The 23102-nt window shown below is 47.3% G+C and carries 13 protein-coding genes; 3 read left to right on the forward strand and 10 right to left on the reverse strand.

Features of this window, described 5'->3' with window-relative positions; translation table 11 throughout:
• From MHN33_RS22035 to MHN33_RS22065, 7 genes are all read right to left on the reverse strand, one after another.
• Positions 1-340 (reverse strand): helix-turn-helix domain-containing protein (locus MHN33_RS22035; protein ID WP_239401407.1); only part of this gene is annotated, 340 nt, incomplete at its 3' end.
• A 131-nt stretch (positions 341-471) separates the two neighbouring features.
• Complete coding sequence (locus MHN33_RS22040; protein ID WP_239401409.1) at positions 472-1173, reverse strand: hypothetical protein; 702 nt, start codon at positions 1171-1173, stop codon at positions 472-474.
• Positions 1174-1564: 391 nt separating this feature from the next.
• Entirely contained in the window at positions 1565-2011 is a 447-nt protein-coding gene (locus MHN33_RS22045; RefSeq protein WP_239401411.1) for a hypothetical protein, read from the reverse strand.
• Complete coding sequence (locus MHN33_RS22050; RefSeq protein ID WP_239401413.1) at positions 2011-13248, reverse strand: RHS repeat-associated core domain-containing protein; 11238 nt, start codon at positions 13246-13248, stop codon at positions 2011-2013. The genes MHN33_RS22045 and MHN33_RS22050 overlap by 1 nt, the downstream gene beginning before the upstream one ends.
• 2 nt (positions 13249-13250) lie before the next feature.
• Positions 13251-14741, reverse strand: a complete 1491-nt coding sequence (locus MHN33_RS22055; RefSeq protein WP_239401415.1) for a hypothetical protein — start codon at positions 14739-14741, stop codon at positions 13251-13253.
• Between the two features lie 337 nt (positions 14742-15078).
• Positions 15079-16785, reverse strand: a complete 1707-nt coding sequence (locus MHN33_RS22060) for an alkaline phosphatase (protein WP_239401417.1) — start codon at positions 16783-16785, stop codon at positions 15079-15081.
• 98 nt (positions 16786-16883) lie between these two features.
• Entirely contained in the window at positions 16884-18077 is a 1194-nt protein-coding gene (locus tag MHN33_RS22065) for a cation:proton antiporter (RefSeq protein ID WP_239401419.1), read from the reverse strand.
• A gap of 227 nt (positions 18078-18304) precedes the next feature.
• Between MHN33_RS22065 and MHN33_RS22070 the strand changes: the two genes are divergently transcribed.
• Positions 18305-19225 carry a manganese-dependent inorganic pyrophosphatase gene (locus MHN33_RS22070; RefSeq protein WP_239401421.1) on the forward strand — a complete coding sequence of 307 codons (921 nt, stop codon included), beginning with the start codon at positions 18305-18307 and terminating at the stop codon, positions 19223-19225.
• A gap of 417 nt (positions 19226-19642) precedes the next feature.
• On the opposite strand, the gene rpmG is transcribed toward MHN33_RS22070, so the two are convergent.
• The 3 genes from rpmG to radC form a co-directional block, all read right to left on the reverse strand.
• Positions 19643-19798, reverse strand: coding sequence for a 50S ribosomal protein L33 (gene rpmG, locus MHN33_RS22075; protein ID WP_005493124.1), 156 nt, complete (start codon positions 19796-19798; stop codon positions 19643-19645).
• Between the two features lie 12 nt (positions 19799-19810).
• The gene (gene rpmB / locus MHN33_RS22080; protein ID WP_010383680.1) at positions 19811-20047 is read right to left on the reverse strand and encodes a 50S ribosomal protein L28; all 237 of its coding nucleotides are present in this window, start codon (positions 20045-20047) and stop codon (positions 19811-19813) included.
• A 278-nt stretch (positions 20048-20325) separates the two neighbouring features.
• Complete coding sequence (gene radC / locus MHN33_RS22085) at positions 20326-21000, reverse strand: DNA repair protein RadC (RefSeq protein ID WP_046004819.1); 675 nt, start codon at positions 20998-21000, stop codon at positions 20326-20328.
• 130 nt (positions 21001-21130) lie between these two features.
• Between radC and coaBC the strand changes: the two genes are divergently transcribed.
• A complete protein-coding gene (gene coaBC / locus MHN33_RS22090) occupies positions 21131-22330 on the forward strand; it encodes a bifunctional phosphopantothenoylcysteine decarboxylase/phosphopantothenate--cysteine ligase CoaBC (protein WP_239401423.1) in 1200 nt (399 codons plus the stop codon).
• Positions 22331-22489: 159 nt separating this feature from the next.
• Positions 22490-23080, forward strand: a complete 591-nt coding sequence (gene slmA, locus MHN33_RS22095; protein WP_239401425.1) for a nucleoid occlusion factor SlmA — start codon at positions 22490-22492, stop codon at positions 23078-23080.
• Positions 23081-23102: the final 22 nt, after the last annotated feature.

A 23102-nucleotide genomic window follows, 5' to 3' on the forward strand; every position in this document is an offset into this window, starting at 1 on the left:
GGCGCAACCAAATTGACCGCACACCACTGGCAGAAACAAACACGCCTTGTTTTCTCAACTCATTGCTGGCTCTGACTTGCCCGTGAGCCGGAAATTCAAGCGCGTAGGTGCAAACTGCTTTTTCAGTCTCTTCATTTACACGGTTCTTCAGGTTTGGTGTTCTACGCGATTTATCGATGAGTGCATCAATACCGCCTTCATCAACGAGCTCTTGATAACGATAAAACGTATCTCGCGAAACCCCCATCATTTTGCAGGCTTTAGATACGTTTCCAAGCTCTTCAGCCAGATTGAGCAAACCAGCTTTGTGTTTAATGATTGGATTGTTAATATGTAACATGAGAGTTACTCCTTAGTTGTTTTGAACAAAGATTCGACACCTTTATCAAAACGGGTAACTCTCAATTTTTCAAATCGAATTGTCAGGTCTGGTCGGAACTAATTCACAGTAGTCAGTGACTGACTTATCTTTTAGTCATCTTGTCCGTTTCTAATTCCCTTAAGAAGGGGCCCATATACATCACTCAAAAGCGCATTATCAATAAAGTGGTCATAACCAATATTTCCACTCAGTTTATCCCCCTCTTTCTTCCAGTACGCACTCGACAGTTTTTCACTCTTTTTATAAATCCCTTTTTCAATGAAGTAGGCAAGCAAATACGTGGCCTGAGCGGAGCCCGCTTTCCAGGCATCCACTAGATTTTTAAGCGCCAGCTTCCTGTTCCTCTTTTCAAATTTTCCCTGTAATAATGCCAGCGCTCGAAGAACATGGTATCGATTCATCACCTGAGCACTACGCTCAGCTGTTTGGCGTAACAAGGCCACACCTGAATGCATCTGAAGCGCATTTTCCGCATGTACAATTAAAAATACGCCACCAAGCTCTCCACCCGAAGTCGAGCCATAAGAAGACGCCAGCAGCCAAAACTCTATCGCAAGTTTAGAACGACCCCTTTTATACAAACAGCGTGCAACAGTATCTAGCTGGCTTACAAAAAGCGAATCGGCATAGGGCCTGGATAAATCTGGTTCTCTTTGCTTAACTCCCTCTTCAATGAACTTATCACACACCTCTTTTGTAGGTGTCAAAATATCACCCTCGAAACTGGTTGCATTTACTAATTTCGGGGCAAGGGCAACGAATAAAAGCAAAACAGCATAAATAAGCTTCATATCTCAACTCCTAATAACTTATCCAGTAAGCTCCTTCAGGGTCCCGAAGCATATCAGTTCTTCAGGCACAGTCGTAATATATCTAACACAGACTTCGCCAAGGGCATCAAGGTGCTCCATTCAGATACTGACTGTTAGCTGTTCTGCTTGAACTTCTTAAATTTTGATTGCAAATAGATGAAAAAAGGTAAGATAAGTATCAACTTAACAAACTGACCTGAGAAAAAGTATACCCCGGAAAAACTCACCGAAATCAATATGCAGGCAATTTGGATGCCTTCAAAGCTGCGCTGAATTAAGTAAAAGCGTGTGACATACACAAACCAGAGTGTTGTACAAGAGACTAAGTACAGAAAGATAAAAACGTCTAACATCATTTCACCGCCTTTAGCTACCCGCCTCCCGCTTTCACTTTACAGAGCTTTACACAAAATAATAAAGTAAACATCAGCGCCATAAGCACGATTGCTAGTTTGGACCGTCCAATTTCCTTTTCCCCCTGCGCTTGAGATATCACACCCTCAAAGAAAACAATGTTCGATGCTCCCTGCAATCTCTCAAAGTAATAAAAGCTATATTGATTTCCAACTATCGGCCTAGAAAAGTTTTCACAAGCTGCTTTGGAAGTAAAGGTATACTCATCCCCTTCTATATGAAACTCATGTATAAACTTTTTACCCTTACCTCCAAAATACCTGCATTCATATTGCTGTAATGTACCAGTGGCAGAAACAGGCTCCCTACTTTCTACAAAAATCAGATATACAACCATAGCAATTGCCCCGACAGCCAGGCCTATCAGCGTTAATTTATCTTTCAGAACCATTGTATGTTTCATTACTTATTTCCAGAAAGTTTATCTAGATTATCTTGCACTTCTAAATGATAGACAGCACTATCGGCGATCACGAGTGGAATTTGTACCGCGTTTGACAGCCCACCGCCTTTTACCATTTGCGTTCCAATTCCTTTAATTGCTCCCTGCATACCATATGCTCCAATCAACAAGCCAGCGCCTGCCCCAAGCATTTTGGCACTATCGTCTTCAATTACATGCCTTGATAATTCTTCTATTGTCGAGCCCTGTATAAGCCCATCTGAGAGGGTCAACGTTGGTATAATATATGCTGCTAAAGTGCATCCATTGATAGGGCAGGTTATTACCCCGGCTGCTCCAACGATTATTTTAACTGAATTTGGATTTGACAGCGCTCGGACTTGTTCATCTTTCACCCCGCCAACGTACTCTCCTAAAGTACGAGTCGCATCATCCCAGATTTTTCCGTAATCTACTTTGCTAGCCTGATTATACAAATACTGCATAGCAGCAAAACGTGCACCATTAGAGAACTTGCCACCTGACACAACGGATGCAGTGCCACCAATAACAGCTGAAATAACGGTGCCCTGTGCAACCTGACCAACTGTCAGATCACTGCCCCCTGGCAAGTAAGCGCCACCAGCTCCTTTCGTTACGCCAGCACTAAAGAAACCATGGCCAAATTTACCGCCCGCCATGACGGAAGATATCCCTCCAATCATAGCATGTGCCGTGATTTGACCTGCAACCTGACCGGATGTCAGTAAATTTCCACCAAAGTCGATATAATTAGAATATTGAGCACCATTGAAGACGACGTCATCTACGTTTTGTGCTCCCATCTTAGAAAAGTTAGAGCCAATCGCATTCAATACAGTCGCGCTCATATAGGCAATATAAGCAGACTCTCTGGCATATTCCGATGGGACGCCCATTGCCCGGTTATATTCATAATTCCAGGCTGCTGCACAAGCTGGTGCACCTGGCCCACAGAATGCCGATGCAACCGTTCCCGCGATATGCGTTAAATCTTTACCAAACACCTTAGCCGTCGCGCGAATAATATTCCGGTTTAGCTTTTTCAGTGGCTTAATAATATAGCCACTCGGATCGGTGTAAGACAGCGGGTTGTTATACACATAACTAAAGGTATTGTAGTTTTGCAAGTTACCCGGTGCCTGAGTAATTGGATCCGGCTGCATAAAGCGCCCGGTAAGTGCGTCATAAATACGGCCATTCATATGTATGATGCGGCTTTCGCCATCAAGCATTACGGGCTCATGTCCCGTATAACTACGGGTGTTGTCAGAAATATCAAACAGGAATGCCAGATCAGGGTGTAACCCAACCGCCTTGGCTGCTTTTTCCATTTCTGATTCTGATGTACGCAACTGGCCAAACACGTCGTAGCTCATTCGCTTTACAACATTAAAATACTGATCAGTAATGGCCACAATCGATCCCTGATGGTCTGTAAACAGCCACTGTATCGTGCTTCCCTGAGCCTGTTCATCGCCCGAGGTGTACTTTATCGTCGCGTCATTACCCACATAACGTTTAATGTAAGCCTGCTTGTCATTGCCCGATTTGGTCGTTAACTCCAGCGCACCCACATAGTAGACTGTCTGATTGCCATCCACCCGCTTGTAGCGACGGTTGTTAATGTCGTAGTCGAAGGTCACGGTTTCACTACGACCCGCTATTTCCTTCACTTTATTGCGCGTGCTGTATTTCAGGGTCCTTATGGTAGTTGAACCACGCTCCATGCGCGTCTGGTTACCGTTAGCATCGTAGAAATAAGACTCAGTTACATGTACATCATCACTCACACTGGCACGACTAAGCGAGGCAGAAAAACGATTCTGCATCAATGGACTCTTTGCCTCCTCACTACCCCAGGTATCAAACGTTGGTGGTGGTGGCGGAAGAATGACAGGCACGCCATTACCATCATCACTCACAAAGTTACTTCTGGAAGTTAGCGCATGGGGGGCTGCACCATGTTGCCCGTATTGCTGATGCCATTTTCCTATTTTTGTGAGGTTACCATTGCTGTCGTATTCAAACTGTTGCGTACCATTGATATGCGTCACCCGATTAAGATCATCATAGCCAAACCTTTCCAGCTGAAAACCGGTCAGAGTGCGATTGATCAGGTTACCCAGACCATCAAAGGCATAACTGTCTGACTGGACTGCCTCAAGCTCTCCTTCACCAGCAATCTTCGTCAGATTTCCGGTATCAGGATCATAGGTGATTGCCATCGTCTTACCACCTTTGATGTACTGGCTCACCTGTCCGCGCTCATTTAGTGATATAACCTGGTAGTAGATACGCCCTCTGCTTCCTTCACGGGCTTCCCTTCGCTCAAACAATTGGCCATATTGATAGGTGTTTTTCACACCTTGGGCTTCAATATACTCGTTCTCCCCGCCACTATTCATACGGCGGTAGTCATCAAACTGGAAGGCAAGCCTGCCATGAGCATCATAAGCTTGCTGTTGAATGACACACAAAGAGCTCAAAGGGTCTGCTATTGCAGGTAGGTTGTTCGGATCTGATACCTTAATACGCAAATCATAATACGTTGTATCTAGCTCAACATCGTCTTTGTCACACGCGCTTGCGTGCTCAAGCGATGTCAACGTCGCAACCGCACGACCGAACTTATCGTAGAAATAAAACTGGCGCCAGTCCTGGCCCTGGGTAGCCGAGATTAACTGATGAACATTACTGGCCTCTGTCCCATACTTCCAGGTACTGTCACCTTCAGAGACTCGCTCCGTTTGCAGATAAGCCGCACTGTCCTTGCCGTCGGACTCAGCCCCCAGCTCCTGGCTCTGATGTGTTTTACGACCCAGTAAATCATAGGTAAAGTACTGAGTTACCTTACGCGCATCAGTCTGGCTTGTAAGCTCACCAAATGCATTATACGTGTATGTCCAGGTGCCTCTGTCAGCATCTTTTAACTCAATTCTGCGACCAAGCGCATCGTACTCATTGTCTACCAGGACATGACCATTATCCGCTGACGAGGAAACGGTATCCTGATTGCCCATGACATCATACGTATAGGTTAGCGTGTTACCCATTTCATCGGTGACCCGAACAACCTGACCCAGTGTATTCTTGGTCGTCGTCGTGGATTGTGAGGCATTAGATTCATCGCCAATACGACCACTGATCGTGGTTGTTGATGCCAACCCACTGAACGTCGTTTCCGTCGTCATACCGGAGTTTTCATCTACCACTTTCTTAACCCGGTCAAAAATGTCGTGATAGGTTTTTACTGGTTTAGCCCCATGCGCCTGGGTTTGCAGCAATCGGCCGTATTCATCATAGAAATTCTTCGTTTCCAGTGCACTACCTTTTACACTGAGCGCGATCGATTTATAAGGTCTGCCCGCTCTATCCAGATACTGTGTCTCGAGCAGCTCACCGTTAACATAGCGCTCAGATTTCACGGCGCACTTTAGCTCAGTACATTCACTCAGATAGGTATAGCTATGGGCACCCGTAGTCTGATACTGGCCAATGGCGCTGCCGAAAGTATCATACAGCTTGTGAGTGAATACCCCGCCCGGAGAAAGGATTTTAGTCGGTGCACCATGCGCATTGCGGACCAGAACTTCTGCACTTTTTGCTACCAGAACGCCCGTGTTCTCCAGCCCCTCGCTCAAGTCGGCGGGAGCGGCCTCCACATTTTGCAAGCTATAACGCAGGTAGCGGCCATCAGCATCATACACATGCTCAGTCACACGCGTTTGCTTTTCGCCACGCGCACACTGGTCACTATCATTACTTGTCTCAGTACGTTTGATGTTCCCGACGTCATCATAGATGTATGTTTTGGTGAGCTGCGCATCACAGCGCCCACCCGGGGCAATGATTTCCTGCTTAAGCATGTACGGATGCGTGTCACTTGCACCGTAATACACAAACGCTGATGTCTTGCTTATGCCGTTCTCACCGCTACCGTCCGCATGTGTTGCTGTTGCCTTGGTGATCCGACCAAAGCGCTTAGCTTGCGCCGAGCCTGCATACTCGTTGCTGGTGGTCACTCGAGACAATGCGGTTCCACCACTACCTGAGCGTACAAAAGTACCACTACCTGAAGTACTTACATTGAATTTAGTGACGACAGATTCGGTCAAGTTCGCATTGTTACCCTCATCATAGGTCATGGCCGTTTCACTACATCCATATCCACTGATTGTATAATTGCTATTTAATCTGGCATCACATTCACGGGCATTTTGCAGCAGGGCCTGATATGCCTTACCACCACGATGTTCGATTTCAACTTTCTTGTATGTATTGTAAGCCCGGCTCAGGTACTGAGTTGTTGAGATAACCGTGTCCGCCTCATCCGCTTTTTTGAAGTATTTGTCGGTCGATAGTGGCATGCCAGTGAACGGGAAGTGCTGCAGATAATGCGTTTTGGTTACAATGGCATAGCGCTCATCACTTTCCTGTTCTTGTTTATAGGTCGTCGTTGTCAGAGACTGAAAGCCCAGCATACCGCGCCCGCCAAATTGCACTCGCGCCCCTTCATAGAAGTAGTCGACAGAGACCGTACCGACATTATTACTGTTCGGGCTGTCCGTTGTGACCTGGCTGACCAGCTGCATCGGCGCAATATACTTGCTCACCTTAAGATCAGCACGCTTTACGTCTTCATCTTGCGTAAACAAAATTACGTTGCCCTCATATACGCTTGGTTCAGTCATGGAGGCGTAGTCAATTGCGGTTACGCTATCGTACCCTTGTGTAACCGTTCTCAGTAGGCCACTGGTTGGCAGCATGCTGTTATCATAGCGGATTTCAATGGAACCACCATTTTTGAATAGCAGATCATTGTTACCGTCGTAGTCGAAGTCGAAGGTCGTCAGATAGTCACCTGCCTTAGACTGCAAAGTCGCGGTTGAAAGCACAAACTTGTCTGCCAGCTCCAGCGTATTGTTTTGTGGTGACCACTCATAATGTGTCCATTTGGTATCTCGCTTGCCCCGGAAAAATAGGTCTGGTTTACCATTTCGGTCTACATCAATGGCTGTGGGTGTAGTGATATCTTTGTGGATTTCGCTGCGATCACTCAAATCTAGGTCAACATCGTATGTAAAGTTACGCTCAAACATAGGCTCAGACTGAGACTGATTGATCCATAACTGCCAGCTACCTGCCTGATCGCCTTTGTAGTCATCCCACTCGCTAACATCTAAAAATAGCAGATCGACGAGGCCATCAGCATTGGCATCGTTAAGCTGTAGCGAGCGCACTTTTTTAGAGGAGACAATTGATTTTGCTCTGAAACGCTGTACCTGGTTAGTGCCTGTGCTCTCTACACCATGGTTGTAAAACACATAGACACTGTTTGACTGCTTATCGTCACATTTAGAACCACCAGTACATTTCAACGACACGATATCAGCTAACCCATCGGCATTCATATCCGTCAGGAACCATTCCCCATCTTCCTCACTCACTGCGCCAAGCCAATAGTCAGTGCTGAAGAGCTTTAATCCTAACGGTGTAGCAAACTGTTTTTTAACAGGATCATAGTGGCGCACATAGGCGGCTTCTGAACTATCCAGCTTATACACAATATCGCTGTACCCATCGCCATTCAGATCTGCAAACTTTGGTTCTTTAAAGTACAGTGCCCGCTCCCTTTCAAGTGACGCGCTGTCAGAGGGCACAAATAAGTCGGTGATATCCACGCGTTGCAGGGTCTGGCCAACCAGCTCATAGATAGCAAAGTAGTCATGTCCGTAGTTGCTGTCATAGTCTTTTTTCATGTTGACGAACAGCTCTTGCTTACCATCGTTATTGTGATCAATGGACTCAACAGAGACACTTGCCTCATCATCACCGCGGACAAAGTCCGCGCAGGCAAAGCGAGAAGCGTCAGCAAGTCTGTCACCGCCTTTAAGCAAACATAGCTTGTAGTCTTTGCCTTCGTAACGCTCCAGTACCGCGATTTCAGGTATACCATCCCCTTCGCTGTCGACACTTGTGACTGCCGCCAGTGCATGTTTTCCTTCTCTATGATAGGGCAGACTATATACCTTCGCACTGGACGTGTAAGACAGGGAATCAGAGAAGGCGTCATAGTTAAACTGGATCGGCAGTTTGCAGACACTACCAGTATCACACTGTTTCACAGAAATCAGCAAACGCAGCCCATTTGCCGCGGTTTCCGTATCTAATACATAGCGGGATAACACTCTGTCAAAGTGGTTTTCAACTGTGATACTTTGCAACTCGGCACGCTCAGATGACATAAGGCCGTTAAAGACATAGCCAGCTCTGCGTATTTCACCCGCCCGATAATTAAACACCACACTGTTGCCACTGTAAGTTATCTTAGTCAGGACTTTTTCTGCTTCGCCAAGCACCTGGCCAGATACAGCATCACTGTATTCATATTTGATGGCCGTTTCTTCGAGTTGCATGTTGTCGTACACTGAATGCAGCAACCAGGTTAGTACTCTGTCGCTTCTGTTACCCAGCCGAATTTCATTGTCAGCCGCTCCACCGTAGCGCTTCAGGGTGCCGTCTTTCGCTTTAACCAGAAACTCTACGCTGTCTGCTGTGCTGATTTTTGCAACCGTGACCTGAGAGTCCAGCTCAAGCACATAGGTCTCCAGGGGGCTGTAATCATCAAAGTCGCCAGTCACATCCGCTGGGATCAGCCTTTGTCCACCCAAACAGAAGCGGTCGCTCTGTGTAAAGGTTAGTGGTTTAAACTGACCATCCTGTGCAAACGTTTGTGCACAGCGAGAAATTGCGCCACCCGCTCCAATGGACCAACCCAGCGCCACATTAGAGCTGCCAGCCTGAGAATCGTAGTTAAGGGTTACTTCTGGTGTCACTCCTGCGATGCCGGATGGCAGTTCAATCGGCACGGTATAACTGGCACTGCCGTTTTCCGTTACCCTAAAGTTACCTTGCGTTGGCGTAAGGCGTGCGTGCTGCAAGAGCGCCTCTTGGTCATGCGTCGGCTCTTTTGCCGCACCTTCAGACAGGTGAACATTGATACCGGACTGCACCACACTATCCTGAATGTAGACCTGCTTGGTCTCAGCATATTGTGGGCTACAGAACGTTTTGGTATTCGTATTCACTGCAACAGAGATGCACGCACGAGCCCGGAACTTATAGTTACCATTATGTAAGGCCATATTGTAGGTCGTGCTGTCTGAGTTAGGGGCTTTTTTACTGCTACTACTTGCAGTAACCTTGGGTTCAGACTCATAAGGTTGACCGTTCACACTCATTTCAAGGTCATAAAATTCAACCGGACCTGACACTGAAAGCCCTAAAGTCAGGTTACCAAAGTTCTGACTAAGCACATTGATTTCTGCTGTTTGGAGACCGTCTTCTTTGTCGAACGGATCCGTTCCCAGCAGCAATTCAGCCTCGAAGCTGAGTCCGTCACCATCATCATCCGCACTGTAGCTACACGCTTCATTAGTTGTACAGAAATCATAAAAATAGTTGAGTGTTTTCAGAGTCAGCTGGTCATACTGTTCACTGCGGTAAAACAACAGCTCAAGAACAAGATTTGCTCTGGACATGCCCTGTTCAAGTAAGCCCTGCCAGTAAAGATAATTTTTTCCACCTACCAATGCGGTTTGCGCTACTTGCAGTGAAATATTTTTTGCTCTGGCTATCATGGCCAACGTAAAGGCTTCATTTGACATAGCGCTGTTACTGTAAATAGCAACGCCATCTTCTGTAACACTTCCTAAAATCAAGCGTGCCACTTCTTCGATGGACAATAAATCGTTAGTCACCAGGTAGCTTAGAACATTCAGCTGATCTTTTGTCGGGGACTCATCTCTGAGCACAAACATAAGCTCTGTAATAGTCCAGATTGCCTCATCCCTTTGTTCCGGGCGCAGCAATTTTGCATCCTTAGCAATGGTGTCTCGCCACTGTGGAAAATACTGATTCAGTAACGCTTCTAGCTCCCCCAAGCCCTGCCAGTGCATGGCATTGCGTTTAATCAACCCCGGATTAATGACATATACATCTTTGTCAGTTTGGACATAGACATGTCCATCAGCAGAAACCTGAGGCTGCGCAACCACGCCCCCGGAACCAGGGAATACATAATGCCAATAAACCTCACCTGTCTCTGCGTTTAGCGCATATAAAGCCTCGTCTAAAGAACCAACATACACGACTGGCTTATCTTCGCCGTATACCTTAGTCAACTGAGCAGGTGCAATAATGGGTCCGCGTGTATCAAACAGCCATTTAACGCGTTTACTCGACTCATTTGTATTCGTAATATCGTGGCGGATGCTATAAAAGCGATTGTTTCGCGCCCCAATGTAAATGTCATCATAGATGCCACCATTGGCCATCGAGGTATTACTTTTGACAAGCGGCATGGCGACAACATCATCATACTTTGACGCATCAGCAACACCGGCTGGGGTTTTATGACTCCATTTCAGCTCAAACTTTTGCTTATCCGTCACTATGTATGCATTCAGGCCTGTTTCTGATCCCGCATACAAAATGCCATTTTCGCTGAATGAGAACCCTCTTGAAAGCAGATCAGGACCGTTTTCTGAGCCAGAGCCATCAACGACAATACTGGAGTAAATAGGTGCATCGTTTTTACTGACACCATTATTTACTTTTAAATAGGCACCGCCGTCAATCAGCTTATCGGCAACATAGTCGGATACCAACACTTTAAATCCGTCTTGCTGGATAGACAGGTTAGAAGAATAACTATAGGTCTCAGCGGTTTGACGCAGTTGTACCTGAAGCGAAGTTTGTGATTGTGAAAAGCCAATCCCTTTCACATATAAGCAGCGATTCGCACCACATTCATCGATACTCGCAGACTGAATATAAGGCGGCAGGTGCTCTACAGTAAACTGCTGACCGGCAGTACACGTACTGCCATCATAACAAGCTTGAATTTCATAGGTTACGTGGCCCTGTTCGGGCTTTTCAATCGTTACCTGGTTCGCGGTTCCCTCGTAGAGCAGATTTGACAAATTGCGATCAATTGGCAGACCATTCCAGCGGTATAGCCTGAACAAGTTCGTTGCCCCGTCATTTTGCTGCTGCCACTGTACTGTATAGCGACCACCCACCTGTGACTTAAGTGCACTGAATTTAGGTGTATCGGGTGTTGGTTTCGGATACGAGATCCGCTCTGTCGCACAGACTTGTCGATCGGCTTCTTTAATTGTATCAGGGAGCGGCTCCCCGTCTGACACCCGATAATTACTCGCAAGTACGCACACACTAAGTGTTTTATTGTGGTCTGCATAACTAACATCGACTTCAACGGCTGCTTTTTCACCTGGCGACTTAACCTCTGCATTTGGCAAAACATCTCTGGATGAGCCATTTACATGTGCTGAAAAGTTAAGCTGTGCTGTATTTGACAGCTCGCTTGCCACTACCCGAAAGGTGCCGGCACCGGCTGGGTCGATAGTGAGTTGTGGCAACCCTGGCTTGGGAGTTTCCGGATATACTATGTCCAAATAAACAGACGACGTGTAGACCGATTGATTCTTATCATCGTACAACACCGCAGATATCGGCATATTTGAACGGACCTCTTGCGGCGTCCAGGAAAAGCGCTGCTCTGTAGTTCTATCCCGGTAAAGTGGTACATTGACCGAATAGGAACGCAGCAGAGTCCCTCCAGATCTGAGCTCGATCCGCTTTAGAGATTTTGAATTTTTATTAATTGCTCCAATGATCGCAACGAATGGTACAGGTTGCTCGACGAAAAGGCTCGTGCCCGGATTCGTGTTTACACCAAGCGCTGCACCAAAGTAACTATTGGGCACCACTGTGAGTGAAGATTCGTCTGTATCACCGAACCGGTTAGCCGCATAGACTTTGAAGTTAGCAGTGGAGGAGCGCCCTCCCAAATTATACGTTGCTGAACAACTACCATTTGTCATATCACAAGCATTGCTGATGATGGTGCCAGTGGGGCAAGGGGCGTCTTGTGTAAAGCCGCCCCCTCTGATGGCGCACAACTGCAGGGTGTCCAGATAATCCAGGCCGCTGTTCACATTAGCCGTAATCGTCACTATATCATCAATAAACGGGGTGCCAGGCGAGACTGTCACTGACGAGACCGTCAGATCTGCGGGCACAAACTCAACAGTACCGCTGTCGCTGGCATTAGCTTCCTGCAGATCATATACCGTCAGCGTAATACTGGTTTGTGCATTGTCTCCACTGATAGAACCAAAAGCCAGCGTACAACTTTGACTACTAAGCTCAGAAAGCGCACAGTCTTGTTGCGATACCGTCACAGGATTTTGGTTATCCCGTTGCAGCGTTACATGTGATAATTTATTTTGATTTTGCTCGTCGCTATCTTCTACGGTAAAGCTTACCGATATCGCTTCCCCGGCCGCACCAAACTCAGGTGAAACAGAAAAATTACTGATAGTGGGAGCGGAGTTTTTCTCCAGCACAGTAATTTTGCGCGTCTTACTGGTTTGATAGCCCCGGCTATCCTTTACAATCGCTTTGAAGGTGTGTTCACCCACTTTAAGCGTGTTTTTATCATAAGACCTAGAACATGTTTTTGATTTCTTGTCACGAGAGGTTTCACAGCTTTTAGCCGTGATAGGTATGTCATTGCGATATAAGCTGAATGAAGCAAAGTCAGTGCCTGCATCATAAGCGGTAAAGCTTACGGTAAGCGCTTCATCCTGAACGATGGACGTATCGCTAGATGGGCTCGTGCTACGGAAAGAAGGACGAGTAACGTGATAAACATCCATTGAGATAGTACAGGTTGTATATCTGTCAAATGAACCAGGAGCCTGAGGATCATCAGGCTCTTCATAATCAATGGTTTTAATTTGAACCTTCAAGTCATATTTACCCGCCGGGAGTTTTTCCACCTCAACCACGGGCACGTGATAATACTTTTTATCATGACGCAAATTATTTGGCAGGTCCTGCTCGGACATCAGCTCCGCAGACCAACGCGTATTACCGAGAGTATTATTTCCGATGGAAATTTTTGATATCCTATCAAACTCCGTCGATTCACCATCGTCATTATCTGGTGGGTAATAGTGGCTTTCATAGTTCCCGGTTAACTTGAGCGTAAGATTACTATTGTATTCCAGAACATAAGCATCTTTTGTGAAACAGCCAGGAGTAACCCAGCGAGCAAAGGCAAGGCCTGAATATGTAGAGGCCAATAGGACTAGAGACAAAACGAGTAGTTGGACAATATATCTCATAATTATAACTCCGCCTCCCATACTACCTGCATTGTCTGACTATCCTGTGATGTCGACGGTACCGCTTCCAGACCTAACATACGTGACATTCGCTGTGTAACAGATTCACTCTGTGGCGCGCTTTTTGGAAATGCAATCCCCAGCAATTTATTGCCTTCACGGTAAATAAGCTGAGGCCCTGAGCCCGCAGTATTGACAGCCTTTGTGACGTGTTTTGCGAGCTGAGTAGATTGCTCCGCAGCACGAACCAACTCAACAGAACCAATAAGTAAGGGCTTTGTCAGCACATTCTTTACTTGTGCCGGCATGATATAGGTTTTTAGCTCAGTTCTAAGGTTGTTCGTATCTAACACTTTGATGGTGCCATTACGCTGAAAGACATACAGGCCATTTACCAGTATTTCATTGGCCTCAGATACGGAATTGAAGAAGCTCGACTCACTCTGTGATGATGCTGCTGCATTAAGCTGAGCCTTATCAACCAGCATTGGGGCCGCAATAGCATTACTATCGAATTGATTGGAACAATCTAGTGTACCGGGTTGGTTTACATCAACCTTGCAGGCCTTGCCTTTCTCTCCCATCATACTGACAGTGAAGTAAGCAAAGCCGTCATTAAACACCGGTGCATTAGCGACAACCCCAGTAGTACTGAGCGCCCACTCTTTTTGCCAGGTAATGTCTTTTTCGCCTTGTGCACTATGGGTGACCTGACTTTTATATCTGAATAGCTTATCGTCATGGGTTGCAAAATACAGGCTACCATTATGTTCGACAATGGTTCGCTCTATCACATCCAGCCCCAGCTCACGTAACGGCTGAGGATAATTAGATGGCAAAGCTTGTTCTATTGCCCGTACCTCAGCGAGCGGAGAGACGACAACCTCGCGCTGAATTCTTTGCCCACCAAAGCCGTAGGCCGTTAATGTGTATTTAGTTACGTAATTAATACTTTGAGAAAGCGACCTGAATGACGGTGACTTCATTGTCAGCGCTGGTCCTGTATTTTGATTAGCTGATTTGGTGACAGAAATCGCAGTTGCGCCTGATTGCGACCAGTGCAACTGAAACACCTCACCGGCTTCAACCTGACTACTGGTAGCGTAAAATGCCTGAACTTCAAGGTCTGCATCGACTGTAACGGCATTTTGCTGCCAGGGTGAACAGCCATAGCGATGGCATGACTTTACTCGAAAAGGGCCCATTTGAGCTGTGCTGGTAAAAGACGTCAGGACCTTGTCATTCACCGTTTTCCATTGACCACCCTGATAGTGCTCAACGACATAGTAGTCCGCTCCCGAAACAGGTGTCCATGCCAGTTGAGAGACATCACCCGTTCGTTTAGTAGATAGTCGAACGATATTCTCTGGTATCAATTCAATGGGAATTAAAATTGTGGCTTTGCCAGCTTTGATGGGAGCATAAGCCTGCTCAAATGCGTTTAACAGCGGTGAAAAGAGCACTAAACAGCAAAGTAGTCCTTTAAATTTCATTGTTATCCTATGTTTCTCAAACGGGAAATCGGCGCGGAGTATACCATGCCAACTAATTTATGCACACAAAACACTCACCCCAAATTCAAAATTCAACATTAGTTTTAATAGTGCAAAGCTAATCGCTCTGCTCTTGAAAGTCTGACTATATTATCAGTGTAGGTAAGCATTCCAATTGCATGAGGATTTCCCTTTCATTACACAGTTAAAACGGTCTTTTACGCTTCTTTGGCTGCGTTTTGAGACAAACAAAAAAGGCCACAGCTTGGCTGTGGCCCAAATAAGATCGGCAGATCTTTTATGTTAGTTATTATGGATTATCCTTAAAAACCAGTACTTACTCAGCCTCTGCCAGGCCCAGTGCTTTGATCATCTTAGTGCCGATGTCGACGTGGTGCTGCAGTGTTGAGAACTGCTCAGTGACACCTGCCGGACCAAACGCGTAGACAGGGACAGGCGCTGCCGTGTGCGTACCTGTGCCCCAGACTACATTTTGCTGTTTCGCGACGATGCGGCCGACTTTAGCTGTATAGTCTTCAGTGCCGTACACATAGAAGTCAGAGAAGTCATCAAACTTAGGCAGCGGGACGTTATCGCTGGTGAAGCCTTTAAATTCATTCATGCGAGCGGCTTCATCAATACTGACCTCATACGGGGTGTACATTTTGATGGCATCCTGCCAGTCCTGATCCGTTGAGTTGCTGAAATCATAGTCACCATTTACATGGCCAATCACATCGTAGAACGTGCCTTTTTGTGCGTACAGCGTATCCAGTAACTCTAGTCCGCCAAAATTGAACTTAGGCTTGTACTGTTTGCCGCGCATGCCGTCGCCTGGCAAATCAACTCCGTCTGGTTTGTTGTGGCTTGAGTAGCTGAAACCGAAACTCCCCGTTTCGTGGTCAGCAGTTACAACAACCAAAGTATCGGTACGCTCTTTTGCCCATTCATGGACAGCTTCTACCGCTTCGTCAAATTTCAGCAGTTCATTGAGCATCCAGCCCGCGTCGTTCGCGTGACCTGCCCAGTCAATCTGACCGCCTTCGATCATCAGGAAAAAACCGTCTTCATCTTTCGACAGAATATCCAGCGCTTTCACTGTCATCTCTTTCAAAGAAGGCTGAGTACAGCTGTTGTCTGCTTTACACGCTTTATAAGCAATACCATCTGCCATGCCTGACTTCGCAAACAAACCAAGGATTTTGTCACCTTCAAGTGCACTCAGTTGTGCATTGTCAAAGGCTAACTCATAGCCATACTGTTCTTTTGCTTCTACCACAACATTGCGTTCATCTTTTCGCTTTGAGTCTGAATATGACTTTTCAGGCATGCCCAGAGCAGCCATTTTCTGCTTAACTTCAGCCGCTTTTTGTTTAATTTCTTCAGAGGCACCTTCGGCTTTCGCCGCTTTTAGCACTTCAGGTAAAAAGGCGCGCGCACCGCCAGACAGCATGACATCGACCATGCCACTTTCAACCATTTCAACGGCGATTTCTGGCTCGTAAGAGCGGTGAGGCTGGTGTGCCGCAAAGGCCGCCGGAGTAGCGTGAGTCAGGCGCGTATCAGATACCAGGCCCGTGGCTTTACCTGCTTTTTTGGCTTTTTCAAGGATAGTTTCAATGATATACCCTTTTTCATCCAGACCAATCATTTCTGAACCAGCGGCTTTACCCGTTGCCAGCTGCGTTGCTGAACAGGCAGAATCCACCACTAGTTTGCCATTCTCGCCATGCGGTGCGTTTAGTGATAAACCCAGGTGACCACCGGCAGCGAGTTTAGACAGCGCGGTTTCATTGTTTTTATTGTTATACGTAGAGTTGGGTGCACGACGAGCATACTCTTCAAGTAAACCGACCTGCTGTGCACCCATACCGTCGCCAATCATCAGGATAACATTCTTCACCTGAGTAACAGGCTTAGGCGCAACTTCAACCTCTTTAACCACCTCAACTTCTTTGATAACTTCTACCGTTTTGGTATCGTCATCGTTACATGCGGTCAATAAGACGGCAGATACCGCCACTGCTAATAGCTTTTTTTTCATTGTAGTGTTCCTAAAACGTAATCATCTGAGCCGCGGCACAGTTTAGGGACACTTGATGACTCTTTTATTTCAGCCGGATTACACTTTGTGTAATTGCACTATTGTTTTTTAATCAAAAAAGTGCCGGCCAGATGACCACTCGCCCCAAAAATAAAAATACTCAGCAACACAGTGGCTGCCGTGATCTTGGTGATCAGCAGGCTATGTGGCAGCTCAGAACCCAACAACATCAGGCTTAACACGACCGACGCCAGTCCTTTGGGCCCAAACCAGGCCAGTACCACTCGTTCAGACCAAGTCAGCCGGGTGCTCAGTAACAGTAAGACCACGGGGAAAAATCGAAACACGGCCACTGCCAGCAAGGCATAGGCCCACACCAGCCAGTCAAATGTGGCAAACAACAGCACGCAGGTACTGATCCCGAAGATCACCCAAAGAATATATGCTGCCAGCTCAGCTATTTGTTCACTTTCTTCAATGAGTTTGTCCTTCAGGGCATCGCGAAAACCATAGTCAAACAACAAACCACTGATAAACACCGCGATAAAGCCGCTGCCGCCAGCTAATTGCGTAACAGAAAACACCGCAATGGCAATCCCGATAAATAAAAATGGACTGCTCTTGGCGGCAAAAAAGTGATGACGACAGGTCAACTTTATCAGGTAAATGGCGGCAACAGTTAACACCAATGCAACAACCAGTGCGAGGCCAACCTCCTGCAAAAATAGCACCCCCAGAGAGTGATGTGCAGGTTGCTGGGTATACAAGCTGCGACCAAGTAAAAACAGAAAAACCGGCACACACAAGCCATCATTCAGGCCACTTTCCACATTAATGGCCTCGCGAAGCTTAGCCGGTACCTGCTTTTGCTGAATAAAGCTCTGACATAAGGCCGCATCGGTTGGTGTCAGCATAACCGCCAGAATAAAACAGCTCAGCCAGGGCAAGGCCAACAGTGTATGCGCCCCAAGCGCCGCAAACCCCATGGTTAACGGCAGAGCAAGTAACAGTAACAGCGGCAATTGATAAGAGTGCAACAGCACTCTGAGACGCGTTTTTGCCGCATCAGAAAACAAAAAAATGGCCAGGATCAGTTCTACCAGCGGCAGAAACTCGCGCAGCGTCTCCAGCCGTAACACCAGAAACTCCTGAAAATACCAGCCCAGGGCACAGCCAAATAACACAAACCACATCGGCCCTGTAAATTCCGCTCGCTGCAGCTGGCGAATGGCAATGGAATATAAAAAAATGGCCAGCCCCAGCCAGGCCATCACCAGATAGATTTTTTCCACTTTATGCCTCCTTGGCTAAGTTAATCAAATACCGCTTCATACTACGCTTGCAGTATTTACAGGGCAAAGAAAATGCCCAAGTTTCGCGTTACCTCACGCGCGATGACAGTCAGCCTATAAGCAGATGGCATGGGACACATGAAAAAGCTGCGATTAGCCCAGCTTATGCTGTTTTCTTGTGGTTAATTTTTGCTAGAATGGCGACAAATTTTTTTGGAGAACCGTCAATGGCAATGTATGTAGTGGGACACAAGATCCCAGACTCAGATTCAATTTGTGGTGCAATTGCACTGGCTTACCTGAAGAACCAGATCGGTGAAGCAGCGATCCCAACACGTTTGGGCGATGTTTCTCCCGAGACCCAGTTTATTCTGGAGCGCTTTGGCTTTGAAGCCCCGGAGCTCAAGCTTAGCTATGCCGGTGAAGAAGTCTATATCGTTGACCATACAGAGAAAACACAAGCGCCAGACGACATCGACGAAGCCACTGTTGTCGGTGTGGTTGACCACCACAAACTGGGCGACCTGACAACCTCAACGCCGCTTGAGTGTTGGATCCGCCCGGTAGGGTGCAGTAATACCATCATTAAAATGATGTACGACTTTTACGGCGTAGAAATCCCACAAGGGATTGCAGGCCTGATGATGTGTGCCATCCTGAGCGATACGGTGATCTTCAAATCACCAACCTGCACCACAGCAGACATTAAATGTGTAGAAGCACTGGCTGAAATTGCGGGCATCGAAGACTTTAAAGCACTGGGCATGGAGATGTTCAAAGTCAAATCCGCGGTTGAAGGCACACCTGCACGCGACCTGGTAATGCGTGACTTTAAAGACTTCAACATGAACGGCAACCTGGTCGGTATCGGCCAGCTGGAAGTGATCGACCTGTCTGTATTCGACGACATCAAAGCCGACTTGGAAGCCGACATTGCTAAGCTGAAAGAAGAAGGCGGTCGTCACTCAGTGTTACTGCTGTTGACCGACATTATGCAGGAAGGCTCACAAATGCTGATCGCTTCTGACGACGAAAGTATTGTGGCAAAAGCCTATCAGATTACTCCTGAAAATAGCCGAGTCTGGCTGGATGGCGTACTGAGCCGCAAGAAGCAGGTTGTTCCGCCGCTGCAAGATGCATTCGCATAATCCTGGCTGAACAAGTCCCAAAAAAGCCCTTATCCAGTCAGGGCTTTTTTATCGCCTAGTTACTCTACGCAGCAGGCGATATATGGCCTTTCGTCTCGCTAATACCAATTTGCTTAATTAAGTGTTCTATTTTGAGGCGAGAAAATTTGCTCGCTAACCAGGCAAAAATTTTGCTATTCAGTTGTTCTAAATGAGAAATTTTTAACGCCGTTAGCGTCATATTTGCTCCTTCAGATTGAACAGGTATTAAGTGAAATTGGTATAAACTTTCCGAGACACTGATAGACAAAAACCACCCGCATGATGATGGCCAGGCTTATCAGTATCCGCGAGTCAAAGGCAGGGGATCAGGGCGAGTATAATACACAGGCAATAAAAAACCCGGCCTGAGCCGGGTTTTTCGAATCTAAAAGCGAATTACTTGATTTTCGCTTCTTTGAAGATCACGTGCTTACGTACTTTAGGATCGTACTTTTTGATCTCCATTTTTTCAGGCATGTTACGCTTGTTCTTGTCGGTAGTGTAGAAATAACCAGTACCAGCAGTAGAAACTAGACGGATCTTATCACGCATGATTTAAGCTCCTTATACTTTTTCGCCGCGAGCACGGATATCAGTCAATACCGCGTCGATGCCTTTTTTATCGATGATACGCATACCTTTAGTAGTAGTGCGTAGAGTAACAAAGCGCTTTTCGCTTTCAACCCAGAAACGGTGTGTTTGCAGGTTAGGTAGGAAACGACGCTTAGTTGCGTTGCGCGCGTGTGAACGGTTGTTACCAACAACCGGGCGCTTACCTGTAACTTGACAGACTTTAGACATGTCTATATATCTCCAATAACTTCGCTCGAGCTTAACTTCCCCTTAGGCCTTCAAACTGCTTGCCCTGGGTAAAATCAAAGGGCGCTCTTTATACAGTATTTACAGGCAGAGTTCAAGGATCTGATGATATCCTAATCAGCTCATGGGTAAATTTGATAGCGGCCAATTATAATGATCCATGGCCGCTTAGGAAAGTAAAAACTGCATTTAAATTAAACTATTTTTAATTTATGCTAGGAAAGCGCCCTGAAACACGTCATATCCGGGCCAATCCCCTGCTACAACAGCCCCCTTTGTGCAAATGAAAGGCAGCAACTGCCTGCCACAATTAAGTGATCAAGTACCTGGATATCCACCAGCGCGAGGGCACGCTGCAATTTATTGGTGATCAGCTTGTCTGCTTCACTGGGTTCAGCCACCCCCGAAGGATGATTGTGCGCAAAGATCAAAGCGGCCGCATTGTATTTCAGCGCAGCCTTCACTACTTCTCTGGGGTACACACTGGCGGCGTTAATGGTACCCGAAAACAGCACCTCATCACGGATCAGGCGATTCTGGTTATCTAAAAACAGCGCCATAAAAACCTCGTGGTGCAACCCCTTGAGCTGAATTTTCAGATAGTCACTGACCGCCTGAGGTGAGCCAAACTGTGCATCGCGCACCATGTCTTCCAGCAAATAACGTCGGCTCAGCTCCAGCACTGCCTGCAACTGCACGTACTTAGCCTCACCCACCCCTTTAAACTGACAAAACTCGCCGCACGACACATTCATCAAAGCCTGTAACGAGCCACTTTGCTCAATCAGCGACTGAGCCAGCTCTATCGCATTCATACCTGCCACCCCGGTACGTAAAAAAATAGCCAGCAGCTCGGCATCACTGAGCGCACTGGCGCCACTGGTTAACAGGCGCTCTCTCGGGCGCTGTGCTTTGGGCATGGCTAATAGTTGCATGTTTGCATCCTCCTTGTGGGCATTCACCACGTCACTGTGATTCTCTGAGTGTAGTCACCGGGCAGAATAATTCAAAACCCGGGGTAGGCTATGCTATCTTAGCGCTAGTTTTTATTTGCAGGGGCCGAGCATGAGCCAAACACACAAGCGTATTCTTCTGGGGATCAGCGGTGGGATCGCCGCCTATAAATGTGCCGAACTGGTACGACGGTTAAAAGATCATCACTGTGACGTCAAAGTGGTGATGACAGAATCGGCTAAGCAATTTATTACGCCATTGACCATGCAGGCAGTCTCTGGCGAGCCCGTTGCTGACTCTTTGCTCGACCCGGCTGCCGAAGCCGCCATGGGCCATATCGAACTGGCCAAATGGGCTGATCTGGTTTTAGTTGCCCCGGCCAGTAGTAATATCATCGCAAAAATGGCCGCAGGCATTGCCGATGATCTGCTGACCACCTTATTGCTGGCAACGCCGACCACAGTGGCCATTGCACCGGCCATGAATCAGCAAATGTATGCACACCTGGCGACCCAGAGCAACCTCTCCACGCTGGCAAGTCGGGGAGTCGCTGTCTGGGGACCCGGTCAGGGCGAGCAGGCGTGCGGGGATGTCGGAAAAGGCAGAATGCTGGAACCACATGAGCTGGTATCACTGACACTGGATGCGCTTACGCCCGAAGTCCCACTGCTGGCAGGCAAAACTGTGACCATCACTGCCGGCCCAACCCGCGAAGCACTCGATCCAGTGCGCTATATCAGCAACCATAGCTCAGGCAAAATGGGCTACGCATTGGCAGAAGCAGCACTTGCACTGGGTGCTCAGGTGCATCTCATCTCCGGCCCCGTTACGCTCACACCACCACAAGGTTGTGAAGTGCATGCTGTCAGCAGTGCTTTGGATATGCATCAGATGGCCATGAAACTGGCCCCCGACTCTGATATATTCATTGGCTGTGCAGCCGTTGCGGATTACCGCGCCGCAGATATCGCCGAACAAAAAATTAAAAAACAGGGCGATGCAATGACACTAACACTGGTGAAAAACCCCGACATCATTGCCGATGTTGCCGCACTAAAAGCACACAGACCTTATACGGTGGGCTTTGCGGCTGAAACCCAGGATGTCGCGCAATATGCGCAAGGCAAACTGAAAAACAAAGGGCTAGACATGATCTGCGCCAACGATGTCAGCCAGGCTGGGATCGGCTTTAATGCCAACGACAATGCATTGACCCTGTTTTGGGATAATGCGCAACAATCTCTGCCTCTGGCAAGCAAGTCAGAGTTAGCGCTTACTGTCGTCAAAGCAATTGCCGGTAAACTTAATTAAGTTCATGTTAAAAGACTGGAAAGAAGCTGAATAAAGCATTAACATGGCCAGATAATTGAGTTTAGGGCTCTGCGGTTAGTCGTTCAGGCGAGCATGACGACTGGCCAGCATCATGGAGCCCGCTCCTACTAAAATAACGATAATCATAAAGGAAACCTCATGCCAGCGACTAAACGCAGTAATCGCAAAGAGCAAATACTTCAATCCCTTGCGCAGATGCTTGAAACCAGTCCAGGGCAGCGTATTACCACCGCCAAGCTGGCGAATGAAGTAGGCGTCTCTGAAGCCGCGCTGTATCGCCACTTTCCCAGCAAAGCGCGGATGTTTGAGGGACTGATTGAGTTTATAGAAGATACTTTGCTGTCGCGCATCAATCTGATCCTGGAAAATGAAAAAGAGACCCAGAGCCGTATCTACAATATTCTGATGCTATTGCTGACCTTCTCAGAAAAGAACCCGGGGATCACCCGTATCCTGACCGGTGATGCGCTACAGGGAGAGCAGGAACGACTGCGCGAGCGCGTACAAGGTTTGTTTGAAAAACTCGAAACCCAGTTTAAACAAGTGCTGCGAGAGCGCAAACTGCGCGAGGGTAAGACCTTTGCCAGCGATGAAGCCGCTTTAGCAAACTTTTTCCTCGCGTATGTTGAAGGTAAAATGAACCAGTTTGTACGCAGCGACTTTAAAGCCAAACCGGCGGCCAATTTTGCCAGCCACTGGCAAGAGTTACAGCGTATCTGGCTGGCCTAGCCCGGCTCGCCGCTATTGCGAG

Source organism: Pseudoalteromonas sp. OOF1S-7, from assembly GCF_022347765.1.
In the GTDB taxonomy this organism is placed as follows: Bacteria; Pseudomonadota; Gammaproteobacteria; order Enterobacterales; family Alteromonadaceae; genus Pseudoalteromonas.

What these genes read in the sequence shown, in the direction of transcription:
- MHN33_RS22050 (WP_239401413.1), bottom strand. Translation starts at nt 13,248, where the DNA reads ATGAGATATATTGTCCAACTACTCGTTTTGTCTCTAGTCCTATTGGCC.
- MHN33_RS22045 (WP_239401411.1), bottom strand. Translation starts at nt 2,011, where the DNA reads ATGAAACATACAATGGTTCTGAAAGATAAATTAACGCTGATAGGCCTG.
- rpmB (WP_010383680.1), bottom strand. Translation starts at nt 20,047, where the DNA reads ATGTCTAAAGTCTGTCAAGTTACAGGTAAGCGCCCGGTTGTTGGTAAC.
- slmA (WP_239401425.1), top strand. Translation starts at nt 22,490, where the DNA reads ATGCCAGCGACTAAACGCAGTAATCGCAAAGAGCAAATACTTCAATCC.
- MHN33_RS22060 (WP_239401417.1), bottom strand. Translation starts at nt 16,785, where the DNA reads ATGAAAAAAAAGCTATTAGCAGTGGCGGTATCTGCCGTCTTATTGACC.
- rpmG (WP_005493124.1), bottom strand. Translation starts at nt 19,798, where the DNA reads ATGCGTGATAAGATCCGTCTAGTTTCTACTGCTGGTACTGGTTATTTC.
- coaBC (WP_239401423.1), top strand. Translation starts at nt 21,131, where the DNA reads ATGAGCCAAACACACAAGCGTATTCTTCTGGGGATCAGCGGTGGGATC.
- radC (WP_046004819.1), bottom strand. Translation starts at nt 21,000, where the DNA reads ATGCAACTATTAGCCATGCCCAAAGCACAGCGCCCGAGAGAGCGCCTG.
- MHN33_RS22040 (WP_239401409.1), bottom strand. Translation starts at nt 1,173, where the DNA reads ATGAAGCTTATTTATGCTGTTTTGCTTTTATTCGTTGCCCTTGCCCCG.
- MHN33_RS22055 (WP_239401415.1), bottom strand. Translation starts at nt 14,741, where the DNA reads ATGAAATTTAAAGGACTACTTTGCTGTTTAGTGCTCTTTTCACCGCTG.
- MHN33_RS22070 (WP_239401421.1), top strand. Translation starts at nt 18,305, where the DNA reads ATGGCAATGTATGTAGTGGGACACAAGATCCCAGACTCAGATTCAATT.